General features: G+C 68.3%; 12 protein-coding genes. 1 reads left to right on the top strand and 11 read right to left on the bottom strand.

The features are described 5' to 3' along the window. Positions 1-4: 4 nt before the first annotated feature. From rplC to ngcE, 5 genes are all read right to left on the bottom strand, one after another. Positions 5-685, bottom strand: coding sequence for a 50S ribosomal protein L3 (rplC, locus tag V1258_RS07195; RefSeq protein WP_329749005.1), 681 nt, complete (start codon positions 683-685; stop codon positions 5-7). 11 nt (positions 686-696) lie between these two features. Next, positions 697-1005 carry a 30S ribosomal protein S10 gene (rpsJ, locus tag V1258_RS07190; protein WP_010550334.1) on the bottom strand — a complete coding sequence of 103 codons (309 nt, stop codon included), beginning with the start codon at positions 1003-1005 and terminating at the stop codon, positions 697-699. A gap of 401 nt (positions 1006-1406) precedes the next feature. Then, positions 1407-2273 carry a carbohydrate ABC transporter permease gene (locus tag V1258_RS07185; RefSeq protein WP_329749004.1) on the bottom strand — a complete coding sequence of 289 codons (867 nt, stop codon included), beginning with the start codon at positions 2271-2273 and terminating at the stop codon, positions 1407-1409. Continuing rightward, positions 2270-3238, bottom strand: a complete 969-nt coding sequence (locus tag V1258_RS07180; RefSeq protein WP_329749003.1) for a carbohydrate ABC transporter permease — start codon at positions 3236-3238, stop codon at positions 2270-2272. Before V1258_RS07180 ends, V1258_RS07185 begins: the two co-directional genes overlap by 4 nt. Beyond that, positions 3238-4698: an N-acetylglucosamine/diacetylchitobiose ABC transporter substrate-binding protein gene (gene ngcE / locus V1258_RS07175; RefSeq protein ID WP_329749002.1), complete on the bottom strand. Its 1461-nt coding sequence runs from the start codon at positions 4696-4698 to the stop codon at positions 3238-3240. The genes V1258_RS07180 and ngcE overlap by 1 nt, the downstream gene beginning before the upstream one ends. A 274-nt stretch (positions 4699-4972) precedes the next feature. On the opposite strand from ngcE, the gene V1258_RS07170 reads away from it, so the two are divergent. Next, complete coding sequence (locus V1258_RS07170) at positions 4973-5911, top strand: general stress protein (RefSeq protein WP_329749001.1); 939 nt, start codon at positions 4973-4975, stop codon at positions 5909-5911. A 542-nt stretch (positions 5912-6453) separates the two neighbouring features. On the opposite strand, the gene tuf is transcribed toward V1258_RS07170, so the two are convergent. From tuf to V1258_RS07140, 6 genes are all read right to left on the bottom strand, one after another. Further along, positions 6454-7641 carry an elongation factor Tu gene (tuf, locus tag V1258_RS07165; RefSeq protein ID WP_329747458.1) on the bottom strand — a complete coding sequence of 396 codons (1188 nt, stop codon included), beginning with the start codon at positions 7639-7641 and terminating at the stop codon, positions 6454-6456. A 125-nt stretch (positions 7642-7766) separates the two neighbouring features. Beyond that, complete coding sequence (gene fusA, locus V1258_RS07160) at positions 7767-9914, bottom strand: elongation factor G (protein ID WP_329747457.1); 2148 nt, start codon at positions 9912-9914, stop codon at positions 7767-7769. An 89-nt stretch (positions 9915-10003) separates the two neighbouring features. Beyond that, positions 10004-10474 (bottom strand): 30S ribosomal protein S7, encoded by a 471-nt coding sequence (rpsG, locus tag V1258_RS07155; RefSeq protein WP_329747456.1) that lies wholly within the window; start codon positions 10472-10474, stop codon positions 10004-10006. After that, positions 10474-10848 (bottom strand): 30S ribosomal protein S12, encoded by a 375-nt coding sequence (gene rpsL / locus V1258_RS07150; RefSeq protein WP_329749000.1) that lies wholly within the window; start codon positions 10846-10848, stop codon positions 10474-10476. The genes rpsG and rpsL overlap by 1 nt, the downstream gene beginning before the upstream one ends. Positions 10849-11346: 498 nt before the next feature. Next, the gene (locus V1258_RS07145) at positions 11347-12585 is read right to left on the bottom strand and encodes a transglycosylase family protein (RefSeq protein ID WP_329748999.1); all 1239 of its coding nucleotides are present in this window, start codon (positions 12583-12585) and stop codon (positions 11347-11349) included. A gap of 545 nt (positions 12586-13130) precedes the next feature. Beyond that, positions 13131-17015, bottom strand: a complete 3885-nt coding sequence (locus V1258_RS07140) for a DNA-directed RNA polymerase subunit beta' (protein ID WP_329748998.1) — start codon at positions 17013-17015, stop codon at positions 13131-13133. Between the last annotated feature and the right edge of the window lie 23 nt (positions 17016-17038).

Here is a 17038-nt window from a genome sequence, read left to right as displayed (position 1 = left end):
GGGCTCAGGCCTCCTTCACGGGGCTCTTGACCGCCGAGCGGACGAGCACGAGGCCGCCCTTGGGGCCGGGAACGGCGCCCTTGACGAGCACGAGGCCCTTCTCGACGTCGACCGCGTGGACGGTCAGGTTCTGGACAGAGGTACGGGCGTTGCCCATACGACCCGCCATGCGCAGGCCCTTGAAGACGCGGCCCGGGGTGGACGCGCCGCCGATGGAGCCCGGCTTGCGGTGGTTGCGGTGCGCACCGTGGGAGGCGGAGACGCCGGCGAAGCCGTGACGCTTCATGACACCGGCGGTGCCCTTGCCCTTGGAGGTGCCGACGACGTCGACCTTCTGGCCGGCCTCGAAGATCGAGGCGTCGATCTCCTGGCCGAGGGTGAACTCCGCGGCGTTCGGGGTGCGCAGCTCGACGAGGTGACGGCGCGGGGTCACGCCGGCCTTCTCGAAGTGGCCCTTGAGCGGCTGCGAGACCTTGCGGGGGTCGATCTGCCCGTAGGCGATCTGGACCGCGTCGTAGCCGTCGGTCTCGACGGAGCGGATCTGGGTGACGACGTTGCCGGCCGCCTGCACGACGGTCACCGGCACGAGCTTGCCGTTCTCGTCCCAGACCTGGGTCATGCCGAGCTTGGTGCCGAGCACGCCGGACACGGGTCGGGCGCTCTGGCCCGTCAGTTCGTTGCTCATCTCCACCACCCTCAGAGCTTGATCTCGATGTTGACGTCCGCCGGCAGGTCGAGACGCATGAGCGAGTCCACGGCCTTCGGCGTGGGATCGACGATGTCGATCAGTCGCTTGTGCGTGCGCATCTCGAAGTGCTCACGGGAGTCCTTGTACTTGTGGGGCGACCGGATCACGACGAACACGTTCTTCTCGGTCGGCAGCGGCACCGGGCCCACCACAGTCGCGCCCGCGGAGGTCACCGTGTCGACGATCTTGCGCGCCGAGCTGTCGATCACCTCGTGGTCGTACGACTTGAGCCGGATGCGGATCTTCTGTCCCGCCATGGCGTCCTGTCTCTCTTCTTCGTCTGGCATGAATACAGCCGCTCCCCCGACACCCGAGGACGGGCGTGTCGCCCTCCGCGGGGCGCATGAGCCCAGCAGGAGGCCGCCGAGGACCGGCTGCGTACTGCGCATATCCCTCTGACGATGCGCGCTCGATGCATGGGCATCGTTCGCATCCTCGGGTCGGACCTCATCCGGTGATCATTCGCCGAGGAAGACCCTCGGAGAACGGAACCGGGCATGTCGGCCCGCGCAGACAACTCCAACAGTCTGCCAGAGATCGGAAGGTACTCACAAGGGGACCCCGGGTGCACCCCGTCACAGGATGCTCCCGGGGCGCCCCGTCGGCCGGTCCGCACTGGAACGTAGCTGCCCCGACGTGTCCGTGCCCCTGCTTGTGCCTACTTGTTCGTCGACGGCCCGATCCCGCCCTGCAGCTGGCGCTGGAAGATCACGTAGACGATCAGCACCGGCAGGATCGTGATCGTGACGGAGGCGAACATCGCGCCCCAGTCCGACTGGTACCCCTGCTGGGCCTGGAGGTTCACCAGGCCCTGGGCGAGCACGTACTTGTCCTCGTCGGAGTTCAGCACCACCGGGAGGAGGAACTGGTTCCACAGCCCCAGGAAGTTGAAGATCGTGACGCTCGCGAGGCCGGGCCCCGCCATCGGGATCATCACCTGGAAGAAGGTGCGGAAGTCCCCGGCGCCGTCGATCGCGGCCGCCTCGGCGATCTCCTCGGGCAGCTGCCGGAAGAACGCGTAGAGGAAGAACACCGTGAACGGCAGCGCGAAGCCCGCATAGGACAGGATCAGCCCCACGTAGGTGCCCCGCAGCCCCATCGACTGCAGCACGAAGAACAGCGGCACCACCGCGAGGAACAACGGGAAGGTGAGCCCGGCGATGAGCGCGTAGTAGATCGCCCGTCGGCCCGGGAACTCGAAGCGCGCCAGCACATAGGCGCACATCGAACCCAGCAGCATCACCAGGAACAGCGCCGAGCCCACGACTATCAGCGTGTTGCCGAAGAACCGGCCGATGCCGGCCTCCTGCCAGGCGGTGACGAAGTTGTCCAGCCGCCACCGCTCCGGCAGGGCGAAGGGCGAGGTGAGGATCTCCCGGGAGCCCTTGAAGGAGCTGTACACGGTCCAGATCAGCGGCAGGATCACCAGCAGCGCCCAGACCGTGAGGACCACGTGGGCGACCGTGCCGAAGATCCGGTCGCCGGCCGTGCGGTGGGGAGGGCGGCGTTCGAGGGCGGTGCTCATACGTCCCCCTTCCGTCCGACGCCGAAGAGCACGATCACGGCCATCAGCATCGTGACCAGGGCCAGGACCACGCCCATCGCGGAGGCCAACCCGAACTGAGACTTCTGGAAGGCGGTCTCGTAGAGATAGCGGGAGATGACCTCGGTCGACTTGCCGGTGCCGCCGTTCGGAGTCATGACGTTGATGTAGACGAACATATCCAGCGCCATGATGCCCATGTAGACCACGGCCGTGGAGACGTTCTCCCGCACCATCGGCAGGATGATCTGCACCGCGAGGCGGACCCGGCCGCAGCCGTCGAGGCGCGCCGCCTCGACCACCTCGGACGGGATCGCCTTGATCGCGGCGACGAAGAGCACCATGTAGAAGCCGACGAGCGACCAGACCACGGCGGCGACGATCGCCGCGAGGGCGAAGCGTCGGTCGCCGAGCCAGCCGATCCCGTGGTCGAGGCCGATCAGTCCGAGCATGCCGTTGAGCAGTCCGCCGTTGGGCGAGTAGACGAAGGCGAAGAGGATGCCGACGACCACCGCGGGGATCACGTACGGGAAGAAGCTCACGACGCGATAGATGCTCGCGCCGCGGACTCCGCGGATCTCGCCCTTCGAATCGCCGCCGACGGTGACCAGCACCGCCAGGGCGAAGGCCAGGGAGATGACCACGGTGGGCAGCGCGACCAGCAGGATCAGGTTGTTGCGCAGGGCTCGCAGGAAGGTGTCGTCCTGGAAGAGGCGGATGTAGTTGTCCAGGCCGATGAACTCCGGGGCAGCCGCGTAGCCGCGCCAGTTCGTGAAGGAGAAGACGACGGCCTGCAGCACCGGCCACACCACGAAGAGGCCGTACAGCAGCAGCGGCAGACCGAGGAAGAGAGCGAAGAAGAGCAGGCGGGACGGGGTAAGACGGGCGCGGGCCCGTCGAGTGTCGGAGGTGGCACCCGACGGGCCGGCGACGGGGACAGCTGCCATCAGACGACGTCGAACTTGTCGATGCTGTCGTCCTCGCGCACGGCATCGATCAGGCCCTGCTCCCGCTCGCGTGCCTGATCGGCGGTGATGTCGCCGTTGAGGAACTCCGTCCACAGCGTGACGGAGTCGGGGCCGAGCCCGTACCAGTCGCGGAAGTTGAAGTGGAAGGTGTTCTCTCCGGCGGCTTTGATCATCTCGTTGGTGGAGGCCAGTGCCGTGGACCCGAAGGCGTCGTCCGGGATGGTGTCCTTGACGATGGTGGGCGAGGAGGTCATCGAGGAGAAGTTCTCCGCCTGCTCCTTGGAGAGCATGACCCGCAGGAACTCCAGCCCACCGGCACCGTGCGCCGCCTGGGACGGGATGAAGAACGGCTCGCCGGCGGTGCCGTGGATCGCCTCGAGCGGCATGGCTGCGCCCGAGGAGAGCAGCGGCACCGGGCACGCCATCATCTGGTAGCCCTCGGGAGTGGTGTCCCGCTGCTCGTTCTCGATCCAGGAGCCCGACGGGTACATCACCGCCTTGCCGGTCACCCACTGGGTCTGCGCCTCGGTGTGCTTGATGCTCGCACCGCCCGAGAGGAAGTAGCCGGCCGTCACCGCCTCCTCGATCGCGGCATAGGCGGCGACCACGGCGTCCTGGGAGAAGGCGTCCTCCGCCAGGGAGTCGATCTTCGTCCGGATCTCGTCGCCGCCCTCCTTGATCGCCATGGAGATGGCGAGCTCCTGGTAGTAGTTCGACGCGTTCTGGCCGCCCCACGGTAAGAGCGCGAGCCCCTCCCCCTTCGCGGCCTCGCCGATGGTCATCAGCTCGTCCCAGGTGGTGGGCGGCGCCCAGCCCTTCTCCTCGAACTGGGCTCCCGAGTACCAGAGGGCGTAAACGGTGTAGACGTAGTTCAGGGCGTAGACCGTGCCCGAGTAGGTGCCCGGGTCCAGCGCCCCCGGCAGCAGGGTGTCGCCCACGGTGCCCTCCCCGTCCAGGGACGGCGCCTCGAGCAGCGCGGTGATATCGGCGAGGGAGCCCTCGGAGATCAGCGCCCCGGCGTTCATCGACTGCGCGCCCGAGTTGTCGAAGAGATCCGGAGGGGTGCCGTCGATGAATCGCGGCTGCAGGTCCGGCTGGATGTTGACGGTCGAGGAGACCTGCGGGTCGGAGTCGGGGTAGAGCTCCTTGTACTTCGTCCCGGCGTCCTTCGCGTACTGATCGCCGTAGCCGCCGTTGAAGATGACGACGTCGACGGTGCCCGCCGTATCGATGCCGAAGGGGTTGTCGTCGCTGACCTCTCCCCCTCCTTCGGAGACGGCGCCGCCGCCTTCCTCACCTCCGCCGCCCCCTCCGGCGGCGCAGGCGCTCAGGGCCGCGGCACCGGCGGAGGCGCCGGCGAGGCCGAGGAACAGGCGACGCGAGGCGCCGAGACGATCCGCCGGGGTCTCCGGTACGGTGAGTTTCGTGGGCTCTTCCATGGCTCCAGCACTCCTTCGAGATGGCATGGCTGGGCCCCGTGGTCGGCGCCCTCGCCGTTGGTGGCCGCCACATTACGCTCGTGCGGACCCCTAAACGGTCGTCTTCATGCAGCCGAAGATCACGGTTCGATATACGCGAGCAGCCCGCCACGAGCCCCCTACCGAGCATCCGGAGAACCTCGTCGTCGCGCGTCCAGCCTCCGATCAGCGGATCCCCCGGCGACGCCCGGCGCCCGTGCAGGTCACGCGGAACGCCGCGGTCTACCCTGGCCCCATGAGCCAGCCCTCCGGATCCGTCTCCCCGCACACAGCCCGACTGTTCAACCTCGAGTACCCCCACTCGCTCGGCGTGTACTCCACCTACTCCGAGGTGCAGTCGGTCGTCGACACGCTCGCGGACCGGCAGTTCCCCGTGCAGTCCACACTCATCGTCGGGACCGATCTGCGACTGATGGAGCGCGTCACCGGACGGCGCACCTGGGGCAGGGTGATCGGCCAGGGCGTGCTCTCGGGTGTGTGGATGGGCTTGTTCGTCGGACTCATCCTCATGTTCCTCAGCCCCGGCAACATCGGCGTCGTGATCTCGGCGGTGCTCATGGGCATCGTCTTCTTCACCGTGTGGTCGGTGATCGGCTACGCGATGAGTGGCGGGAAGCGGGACTTCACCTCGATGACCGCGACCATCCCGATGCAGTACGAGCTGCTCGTCGAGCACAAGCACTCCGGGGAGGCCCGCCGCATCCTCGCCGAGCAGGGCGTGGCGGCCCCGCAGCGCGGCACCGTCGGCGTACCGGCGGCGCCCGGTGCCGGGGCGGCCGGTTCGATCGGCGGCGCGCCCGCTTCCGCCCGTGGCGTGGCCGGCCCCTACGGTGCGGACCCGCAGACCGGACACCAGCATGCGACTCCCCCGCAGGCGAGCTACCCGGTCACGTCGGACACCCCGTTCGGTCAGGGCGGGCCGGCAGCTCCCATTCACCCCTCGGCGCCCCAGCGCACCGCGCCGTCGTACGGCCAGCCCGCACCGACTGCTGCGCCGTCGGCCCCCGCCGCGCCGGCACCGAGCCGCCCCCAGTTCGGGCAGCCCGCCGGAACGCCGCTGCGCGAGAGCACCGCACCGGCTGACCGGCCAACCGACGGCACCCGCCGGGCATCGAGCACCGAGACGCCCGATACGGGCACGGCCTCGGGCGAGGATCCCGACTCGCCGCGCTGAGCAGGCTCCTCCGCCGCCGCTGAGCTCTGCCGACGCCCCGTCACCCCCGCCGACCCGTTCGGCCCGGGTGGCGGGGCGTCGTCATGCCTCTGGCGCTCCGGCCGCTTCCGCCGCGCCCGCCGCCAATCTCTCCCGCCCCCTCTCTCGCCCCTCTCCCGCCCCTCTCCCGCCGCTTCCCGCCGCTCAGCGTAGGCACGGCGTCCTCAACCGGCGCTCCGTGATGCGAGCTGCAGATATCTGCAGCTCGCATCACCGGCGTCCCGTGGCGACGTGGGGGCGCCCGTGGGGAGCGTGGGGTGGACGGGGGCGTTGGCGCGTGGCGACGTTGGGGCGCCCGTCGGGAGCCTGGGGTGGACGGGGGCGGTGGCGCGTGGCGACGTGGGCGCGGCCGTCGGGAGCGTGGGGTGGACGGGGCGGTGGCGCGCGGGCGGGGGGCGCGGGGGCCGAGGCGGGACAGCCGGGGAATGACAGAGGACCCCGACCCGGTCTCCCGGGTCGGGGTCCTGCTGTCAGTCAGCGTCGCGGGGTCTCCCCCGCCGCGATCACTTGGTGATCTTGGTGACGCGGCCGGAGCCCACGGTGCGGCCACCCTCACGGATGGCGAAGCCGAGGCCCTCCTCCATGGCGATCGGCTGGATCAGCTCGACCGTCATCTCGGTGTTGTCGCCGGGCATGACCATCTCGGTGCCCTCGGGCAGCGTGATGACGCCGGTGACGTCGGTGGTCCGGAAGTAGAACTGCGGACGGTAGTTCGAGTAGAACGGGTTGTGACGGCCGCCCTCGTCCTTGGACAGGATGTAGACCTGCGCCTCGAAGTTGGTGTGCGGGGTGATGGTGCCGGGCTTGGCCACGACCTGGCCGCGCTCGACGTCCTCACGCTTGGTGCCACGCAGCAGCAGACCGCAGTTCTCGCCGGCCCACGCCTCGTCCATCTGCTTGTGGAACATCTCGATACCGGTGACCGTGGTCTTCTGCGGCTCGCGGATGCCGAGGATCTCGACCTCGGAGTTGATCGCGAGCTTTCCACGGTCGACCTTGCCGGTGACCACGGTGCCGCGGCCCTGGATGGTGAAGACGTCCTCGATGGGCATGAGGAAGGGCTGGTCGAGATCGCGGACCGGGTCCGGGATGTTCTCGTCCACAGCCTCCATGAGCTCCTCCACGGACTTGACCCACTTCTCATCGCCCTCGAGGGCCTTGAGAGCGGAGACCTGGATGACGGGAGCGTCCTCGTCGAAGCCCTGGGCTCCGAGCATCTCGCGGACCTCCATCTCGACGAGCTCGAGGATCTCCTCGTCGTCGACCATGTCGGACTTGTTGAGAGCGGCGAGCAGGTAGGGGACGCCGACCTGCTTGGCGAGGAGGACGTGCTCACGGGTCTGAGCCATCGGGCCGTCGGTGGCGGCGACCACGAGGATCGCGCCGTCCATCTGAGCGGCGCCGGTGATCATGTTCTTGACGTAGTCGGCGTGGCCGGGGGCGTCGACGTGCGCGTAGTGGCGCTTCTCGGTCTCGTACTCGATGTGCGAGACGTTGATCGTGATGCCGCGCTGCTTCTCCTCGGGCGCGTTGTCGATCGTGTCGAAGTCACGCTTCTCGTTGACGTCCGGGTACTTGTCGTACAGAACCTTCGAGATGGCGGCGCTCAGCGTGGTCTTGCCGTGGTCGACGTGACCGATGGTGCCGATGTTGACGTGCGGCTTGGTCCGCTCGAACTTGGCCTTAGCCATGGTGGTGTCCTCCTAGGACTTCTTCTCGTGGTACTTCTGGATCGGGATCGGGCGCCGCCCCGAGGGGCGACGGTCCGACGGAAGCGGGGGGAGCAGGAGAAGGACTCTACCTGCTCCCCGACGACTCACTCGCCCCGGGTCTTCGCGATGACCTCGTCCGCGATGTTGGACGGGACCTCCGCGTAGCTGTGGAACTGCATCGTGTACATCGCGCGACCCTGGGTCTTGGACCGCAGGTCGCCGACGTACCCGAACATCTCCGACAGCGGGACGAGAGCACGGACGATCTTGACCCCGCTCGCGTCCTCCATCGACTGAACCTGCCCGCGACGCGAGTTCAGGTCGCCGATGACATCTCCCATGTACTCCTCCGGAGTACGGACCTCGACGTCCATGAGCGGCTCGAGGAGAACGGGCTGCGCCTTGCGCAGGGCCTCCTTGGCCGCCATGGAGCCGGCGATCTTGAACGCCATCTCCGAGGAGTCGACGTCGTGGTACGCGCCGTCGATCAGCTCGGCCTTGACGTTCACGACCGGGTAGCCGGCGAGGATGCCCGACTGCAGGGCGTCCTGGATGCCCGCGTCCACGCTCGGGATGTACTCGCGCGGGATGCGGCCGCCGGTGACCTTGTTCTCGAACTCGTAGAACACACCCTCCTCGGCGTCGGTGAGGGGGCCGAAGGTGATCTGGACCTTCGCGAACTGGCCGGAGCCACCGGTCTGCTTCTTGTGGGTGAAGTCGTACTTCTCCACGGTCCGCTTGATGGTCTCGCGGTAGGCCACCTGGGGCTTGCCGATGTTGGCCTCGACCTTGAACTCGCGGCGCATGCGGTCCACGAGGATGTCGAGATGCAGCTCGCCCATGCCCTTGATGACGGTCTGCCCGGTCTCCTCGTCGAGCTCGACCTGGAAGGTCGGGTCCTCCTTGGCGAGCTTCTGGATGGCGACGCCGAGCTTCTCCTGGTCGCCCTTGGTCTTGGGCTCGATGGCCACGGAGATCACGGGCTCGGGGAAGGACATGGACTCCAGCTGGATCGGGGAGCTGGGATCGGCCAGGGTGTCACCGGTGGTGGTGTCCTTGAGGCCGATGAACGCATAGATGTGGCCCGCGAAGGCCTCGTCCACCGGGTTCTCCTTGTTGGAGTGCATCTGGAACAGCTTGCCGACGCGCTCCTTCTTGCCGGTGGTCGCGTTGAGCAGCTGCTCGCCGGTCTTGACCTGGCCGGAGTACACGCGCACGTAGGTGAGCGCACCGAAGAACGGGTGAGCGGCGACCTTGAACGCGAGCGCCGAGAAGGGCTCGTTCCAGTCGGGCTTACGGGTCAGCTCGACCTCTTCGTCGTTCGGCTTGTGACCGACCATGGCGGGCACGTCGAGCGGCGAGGGGAGGTAGTCGATGACGCCGTTGAGCATGGGCTGGACGCCCTTGTTCTTGAAGGCGGAGCCGCAGAACACGGGGTAGGCCTGCGAGGACACGGTCATCGCGCGGATGCCGGCCTTGAGGTCCTCGATCGAGAGGTCGCCCTCCTCGAGGTACTTGTCCATGAGCTCCTCGGAGCTCTCGGCCACGTCCTCGACGAGCTTGGAGCGGTACTCCTCGACGAGCTCGGCGAGATCCTCGGGGATCGGGATCTCGCGCTGCCACTGACCGAGGGCGGCATCGCCCTTCTTCGCGTTGATCGCGGGGAGATCCTCCTCGAGGGTCTCGGGCCAGTCGTAGGCCTTCATCTCGACGAGGTCGACGACACCGGCGAAGTCGTTCTCCGCACCGATCGGGACCTGCATGACCAGCGGCTTCGCGCCGAGGCGCTCGATGATGGTCTTGACGGTGAAGAAGAAGTCAGCGCCCAGCTTGTCCATCTTGTTGACGAAGCAGATGCGGGGCACGTCGTACTTGTCCGCCTGGCGCCAGACGGTCTCCGACTGGGGCTCCACGCCCTCCTTGCCGTCGAACACGGCGACCGCGCCGTCGAGCACGCGCAGCGAGCGCTCCACCTCGACGGTGAAGTCCACGTGGCCCGGGGTGTCGATGATGTTGATCTGGTTGTCGTGCCAGTAGCAGGTCGTCGCGGCCGACGTGATAGTGATGCCGCGCTCCTTCTCCTGCTCCATCCAGTCCATCGTGCCGGCGCCGTCGTGGGTCTCGCCCATCTTGTAGTTCACGCCGGTGTAGAAGAGGATGCGCTCGGTCGTGGTGGTCTTGCCGGCATCGATGTGGGCCATGATGCCGATGTTGCGGACCTTGTTCAGGTCGCTGAGCACTGCGAGTGCCACGGGCTTGTGCCTTTCTGAAGGACGGAGTCTGGTCGACGTGCCAGGGAGGCGGGAGCGGGGCCCGTCCGCGAGGAGGGCCCCGCTCGACCTCACCAGCGGTAGTGCGCGAAAGCCCGGTTGGACTCAGCCATCTTGTGGGTGTCCTCGCGTCGCTTCACAGCGGCGCCGAGGCCATTGCTGGCGTCGAGGATCTCGTTCATCAGACGCTCGGTCATGGTGTTCTCGCGACGAGCGCGGGAGTAGCTGACCAGCCAACGCAGCGCGAGGGTGGTCGCACGGTTCGGCTTGACCTCGATCGGCACCTGGTAGGTCGCACCGCCGACGCGGCGGGAGCGGACCTCGAGCGACGGACGGATGTTGTCCAGCGCCTTCTTCAGGGTGACGACCGGATCCTGGCCGTTCTTCTCACGAGCACCCTCGAGGGCGCCGTAGACGATGCTCTCGGCGACGGTCTTCTTGCCGTCGAGGAGGATCTTGTTGATGAGCTGGGTGACGATCGGCGAGCCGTAGACGGGATCGACCACGAGCTGGCGCTTGGGAGCGGGGCCCTTACGAGGCATTACTTCTTCTCCTTCTTCGCGCCGTAGCGGGAGCGCGCCTGCTGGCGGCCCTTCACGCCCTGCGTGTCGAGGGAGCCGCGCACGATCTTGTAGCGCACACCGGGGAGGTCCTTCACACGACCGCCGCGGACGAGCACGATGGAGTGCTCCTGCAGGTTGTGGCCCACACCGGGGATGTAGGCGGTGACCTCGATGCCGGTCGACAGACGGACACGCGCGATCTTGCGCAGCGCCGAGTTCGGCTTCTTGGGGGTCTGGGTGTAGACGCGCGTGCAGACACCGCGGCGCTGGGGCGAACCCTTGAGCGCGGGCGTCTTCGAGGCGGAGGACTTGACGTCCCGCCCCTTGCGCACCAACTGCTGAATAGTGGGCACAGCTCTTCTTCCTGTTTCGACCCTCGATGCTGTTCGCACCGGGGGATCACCTTCTTCGACCGCTCGCGCGGCCGGCGACCCGAGGCGCCGTCCCCATGTCCGAGGACCGCTGCGCTCCGACCCGCCCGTCGGACGATGGCGTCCGCCGGGCGTCTGGAGAACCGTGATCGGTGCCCGCCGAGAGGGGCCGGACATGGCCGCCTTCCGACATTCGGGCACGCCGCGAGGATCCGCTCCTCGCGGGGGACACCCTCCGCCTGCCCCGAGGGGCCGGCGACTCTCGTCCCGGGTCACGACCAGAGGGCACTCCGGACGCACCCGACAGTCTACTGAGGGCCGTGGTACGCGGTCAAAGCCTCCCCCGGCATCCGACGCAGATCACATGACGCCCCGTGTCCGCCGATTTGCGCCTCGGTGAACGGGGCGTGTACGCCCCCGAGACGCGACGAGCGCGCCGCCCCCGAGGGGACGGCGCGCTCGTGCCTCGCAGCACGTCGATCAGCGGATACCGAGCTTCTTGGTGCACGCGGGCCAGGCGCCCCAGCCCTGGCCGGCCTGGACCTTCTTGGCGATCGCGATCTGCTCGGAGCGGGAGGCCTTGTCGGCCGTGGAGGCGTACTGACCGCCGCCGTACGCCCGCCAGGTGGAGGCGCTGAACTGCAGGCCGCCGTAGTAGCCGTTGCCGGTGTTGATGGACCAGTTGCCACCCGACTCGCACTGGGCGAGGCGATCCCACACGGACCCGGACGGGGCGGTCGGCGCCGACGAGGAGCCGGAGTCGTCGCTCGAGCCGCTGTCATCGGAGTCGTCGCTCGAGCCGCTGTCATCGGACTCGTCCTCGCTGGAGTCGCGCTCCGAGCTGCGGGTGGACTTCGTGGAGCTCGAGGAGCGCTGCTCCGGCTCCGGCGCCTTCTTGGTGCCCTTGGCGACGACCTCGTCCACCGGCTCGGCGGTGATCTCCTCGGAGACCTTCTCGGTCTCGGTGACCTCGCCGTTGACGACGGTGTCCTGGTAGACGACCTCCTTGGAACCCTTCTTGCCCTCGGTGGTGGTCTTGGTCTTGCCCTCGAGCAGCTCGTCGTCCTCGACGGTGGAGGATTCGAAGCCGATCTCCTCGGTCTCGGTGCGCTCGACGACGCGGGTGCGGTGCACCTCGATGGTGGCGCCGTCCTCGAGGAGGGACTCGCGCGGCACGGACGCGGTGTCGGAGTCCTGGATGTCGCCGAGGACCTTCTTCATCGCCTCGTCGACGGTCAGCGCGGTGACCTCGAAGGTGTCCTCACCGTACTGGCCGACGAAGGTGACGGTCTTGCGGGTGACGACCGAGATGTCAGTGCCCTCGGCGCTCAGCTCGGTGGTCGGCTCCGGGGTGACGGCAGCGCCCTCGGCCTTGTAGTCGACCTCAGCCAGCGCGTCCTCGACGGTGTCGCCGGTGGTGAGCAGCTCCTGCGACTCGCCGTCCACCGTCACGGTGACCGGGTGGCGCTGGATGACCTGGATCTCCATGCCGTCGGTGACGGTCTCCTCGAGCCCCGGCATGACCAGGTCCGTGGACTGCACCGTGATGCCCTGCGCCTCGAGGAGCTCGGCCACGGTCGGGCTGAAGCTGCGCACGGAGGACTGCTCGCCGTACACGGTGACCGCGACCTCGTTGGAGACCGCGTACGCGGTGCCGCCACCGCCGACGGCGAGCACGGCCACGGTCGCCGCGCCGATGATCCACGGAGTCTTCTTCACTGTTCCACCTGTTCCCTGTGCCGCGCGGGCGCGTCGGTCGTCATGTCGTTCCTGAGCTGGGATCCCGGTCCGAAGGGGGATCTGCAGCTCCTTGGCGCGGGCGCCGCCCGGAGGGGCGCAGGGGAAGACCGCGGGGAACTGCCGATGTCCATGCTCGCGTCCCCCGCGCGCGGAGGTAAGGCCTCTGGCGCGACCTTGGACAAGCGGCCACGAGGCCTTTACCCTCTCGTGAACCTCCGGGTCGGCCAGCTCACGGAACGGGTGGAACGGACACCGCGCCCCGTGGTGCGGACCACGCCGCCCCTCCCCCGCCGGCCAGGCCGCCGTCGGCCGTCCCGCCTGCCGTCGGCCGTCCCGCCTGCCGTCGGCCGACCCGCCTGCCGTCGGCCGACCCGCACGCCGCCGGCCGTGCCGTCGGCCGACCCGCCCACTGACGGATACGACGACGGACGCCGCGGCGCACTCCCCGGAAGGAGGCACCGCGGCGTCCGTCTCGCTCCCCCGCCCGCAGGCGGGGAGGCTCAGGCGCTCACGCGCTCATCGGCTCAGCGGAAGTCCGTGCGGAACGGATCCGAGTAGTCGATGTCGTCGAGGTTGACCGCGCCGGTCCCGCCGAAGCCGGAGAAGTCCAGCTCGTCGTAGCCGGGCACCTGGTACATCTGCGCCTTGGCCTCGTCGGTCGGCTCCACCGCGATGTGGCGGAACCGCGACAGGCCGGTCCCCGCGGGGATGAGCTTGCCGATGATGACGTTCTCCTTGAGCCCCATGAGCTGATCGCTCTTGCGGTTCAGCGCCGCCTCGGTGAGCACGCGGGTGGTCTCCTGGAAGGAGGCCGCCGAGAGCCACGACTCGGTCGCGAGCGACGCCTTGGTGATGCCCATGAGCTCGGGACGGCCGGACGCCGGCTGACCCTGCTCGGAGAGCACCCGACGGTTCTCGCGCTCGAAGGAGACCCGCTCGGCGAAGTCGCCGGGCAGCAGGTCGGTGTCGCCGGACTCGATGATCGTCACGCGACGCAGCATCTGGCGCACGATGACCTCGATGTGCTTCGCGTGGATCTCCACGCCCTGCGAGACGTACACCTTCTGGACCTCGTCCACGAGGTGCTGCTGCACCGCACGGGGGCCGAGGATGCGCAGCACCTGCTTCGGATCGACCGAGCCCTGGGTGAGCTGCTGACCGACCTCGATCGACTCGCCGTCGGAGATCCGCAGGGTCACGCGCTTGGAGACGGTGTACGCGACCGGTTCGGTGCCGTCGTCCGGGGTCACGGTGATCTTGCGCTGCTTGTCGTTCTCCTCGATCTCGACGCGACCGGCGACCTCGGAGATCGGCGCGAAGCCGGCCGGGGTACGGGCCTCGAAGAGCTCCTGGACACGGGGCAGACCGTGGGTGATGTCGCCGTCCGCGCTCGCCACACCACCGGAGTGGAAGGTACGCATGGTCAGCTGGGTGCCGGGCTCGCCGATGGACTGGGCCGCGACGATGCCGACGGCCTCGCCGATGTCGACCAGCTGGCCGGTGGCCAGCGAACGGCCGTAGCAGCGGGCGCAGGTGCCCACGGCCGAGTCGCAGGTGAGCACCGAGCGGATCTTGGCGGTCCGCACGTTGGCGGCCACCATCGCCTCGAGCTGCACGTCACCGATCTCGGTGCCCGCGGGGAACACCTCGGCGCCGTCCTCGCCGATCACGGCGGTGGCCAGGATCCGGCCGTGCACCGTGGTGTCGACGTTGGGGGCCGGCACCAGGGCGCCGCCCTCCTCGACGGTCACCGGCAGGGTCAGACCCTTGGTGGTGCCGCAGTTGTCCTCGCGGACGATGACGTCCTGCGAGACGTCCACCAGACGACGGGTCAGGTAGCCCGACTGCGCGGTCTTCAGCGCGGTGTCCGCGAGGCCCTTGCGGGAGCCGTGCGAGGCGATGAAGTACTCCAGGACCGAGAGCCCCTCCTTGTAGTTGGAGAGGATCGGGCGCGGGATGATCTCGCCCTTCGGGTTGTTCACCAGGCCGCGCATACCGGCGATCTGGCGGATCTGCATCCAGTTGCCTCGGGCGCCCGAGTCGACCATCCGGAAGATGGTGTTGGAGCGCTCGAAGTTCTCCCGCATGGCGTTGTCGACCTCGTTGGTCGCCTCGGTCCAGATGTCGATGAGCTCCATGTTGCGCTCAGCCTCGGAGACCAGGCCCAGATCGCGGTTCTCCTCCACCTGGGCGGCCTTCGCCTCGTACTTCGCGATGATCTCCGCCTTGCTCGGCGGGGTCACGACGTCCGAGAGGGCGAAGGACACGCCGGAGCGGGTCGACCACGAGAAGCCGTAGGACTTCAGCGCGTCGAGGGACGCGGCGACCTGGCCCTTGTCGTAGCGCTCGGCGAGAGCGTTGACGATCGAGCCGAGGCGCTTCTTGCCGACCTGGCCCTGCACGAAGGGGTAGTCCTCCGGCAGCGTCTCGTTGAAGTAGACGGTGCCCAGGGTGGTCTCGAGGGTGATCGGGTCGCCCTCGCTCCATCCCTCGGGGGCCTCCCAGTCGCTCGGCGGCACCACATCGGTGAAGCGGATCCGGACGGGGGCATTCAGGTGCAGCTCGCCGCGGTCGTGGGCCATGATGGCCTCCGACTCGGAGGCGAACGCCCGGCCCGCGCCGGCCGCCTGCTCGCGCACGGTGGTCAGGTGGTACAGACCGATGATCATGTCCTGTGCGGGCATGGTCACCGGACGGCCGTCCGACGGCTTGAGGATGTTGTTCGAGGACAGCATCAGGATGCGGGCCTCGGCCTGGGCCTCCGCCGACAGGGGCAGGTGCACGGCCATCTGGTCACCGTCGAAGTCCGCGTTGAAGGCGGCGCAGACGAGCGGGTGCAGGTGGATGGCCTTGCCCTCGACGAGCTGCGGCTCGAAGGCCTGGATGCCCAGGCGGTGCAGGGTCGGCGCACGGTTCAGCAGCACCGGGTGCTCGGTGATGACCTCCTCGAGCACGTCCCAGACCTCGGGGCGGGCGCGCTCGACCATGCGCTTGGCGGCCTTGACGTTCTGAGCGTGGCTCAGCTCGACCAGGCGCTTCATGACGAAGGGCTTGAACAGCTCGAGCGCCATGCCCTTGGGCAGACCGCACTGGTGCAGCTTCAGCTGCGGGCCGTTCACGATGACGGAGCGGGCGGAGTAGTCCACGCGCTTGCCCAGCAGGTTCTGGCGGAAGCGGCCCTGCTTGCCCTTGAGCATGTCGGAGAGCGACTTCAGCGGACGGTTGCCCGGGCCGGTGACCGGACGGCCGCGACGGCCGTTGTCGAACAGCGAGTCGACCGACTCCTGCAGCATGCGCTTCTCGTTGTTCACGATGATCTCGGGGGCTCCGAGATCGAGCAGCCGCTTGAGGCGGTTGTTGCGATTGATCACGCGACGGTACAGATCGTTGAGATCCGAGGTCGCGAAGCGGCCGCCGTCCAGCTGCACCATCGGGCGCAGGTCCGGGGGGATGACCGGGACGGCGTCCAGCACCATGCCGACGGGCGAGTTGGTGGTGGTGCGGAAGGCCGAAACGACCTTGAGGCGCTTGAGGGCGCGGGCCTTCTTCTGCCCCTTGCCGGTCGCGATGATCTCGCGCAGCAGCTCCGCCTCGGCGTCCAGGTCGAAGTCCTGCAGACGACGCTGGATCGCCTCGGCGCCCATGCCGCCCTCGAAGTAGGTGCCGTAGCGCAGCTTCATGGCGCGGTAGAGCTGCTCGTCGCCCTCGAGGTCGGCGACCTTGAGGCCCTTGAAGCGGTCCCACACGCGGGTGATGCGGTCGATCTCCGCGTCGTACTTCTTGCGGATCTGCGCCTGCTCGCGCTCGGCGGAGTCGCGGACCTTGCGCTTGGCGTCGGCCTTGGCCCCCTCCTGCTCGAGCTGGGCGAGGTCCTTCTCGGCGGAGACGGCGCGCTGGTTCACGGCGGCGTCGCGCTCGTTCTCGAGCTCTTTGATCTCGAGGTCGAAACGCGCCTGGAGGTCGGGGAGGTCCTCGTGACGGGCGTCCACGTCGACCGCGGTGATCATGTACGCGGCGAAGTAGATGATCTTCTCGAGATCCTTCGGCGCGAGGTCCAGCAGGTAGCCGAGACGGCTCGGCACGCCCTTGAAGTACCAGATGTGGGTGACGGGAGCGGCGAGCTCCACGTGGCCCATGCGCTCACGGCGGACGGAGGACTTGGTGACCTCCACGCCGCAGCGCTCGCAGACGATGCCCTTGAAGCGGACGCGCTTGTACTTGCCGCAGTAGCACTCCCAGTCCCGGGTGGGACCGAAGATGCGCTCGCAGAACAGGCCGTCCATCTCGGGCTTCAGGGTGCGGTAGTTGATGGTCTCCGGCTTCTTGACCTCGCCGTGGGACCAGCCGCGGATGTCGTCGGCGGTAGCCAGACCGATGCGCAGCTCATCGAAGGTGTTGACGTCGAGCACAGGTGTCCTTCTCTCGATCGGAA

Origin of the sequence: Brachybacterium sp. J153 (genome assembly GCF_036311905.1) — a bacterium.
GTDB lineage: Bacteria > Actinomycetota > Actinomycetes > Actinomycetales > Dermabacteraceae > Brachybacterium.
The sequence above is the reverse complement of the archived record's forward strand: the minus strand, read 5'-3'. Positions and strand labels throughout refer to the sequence as shown.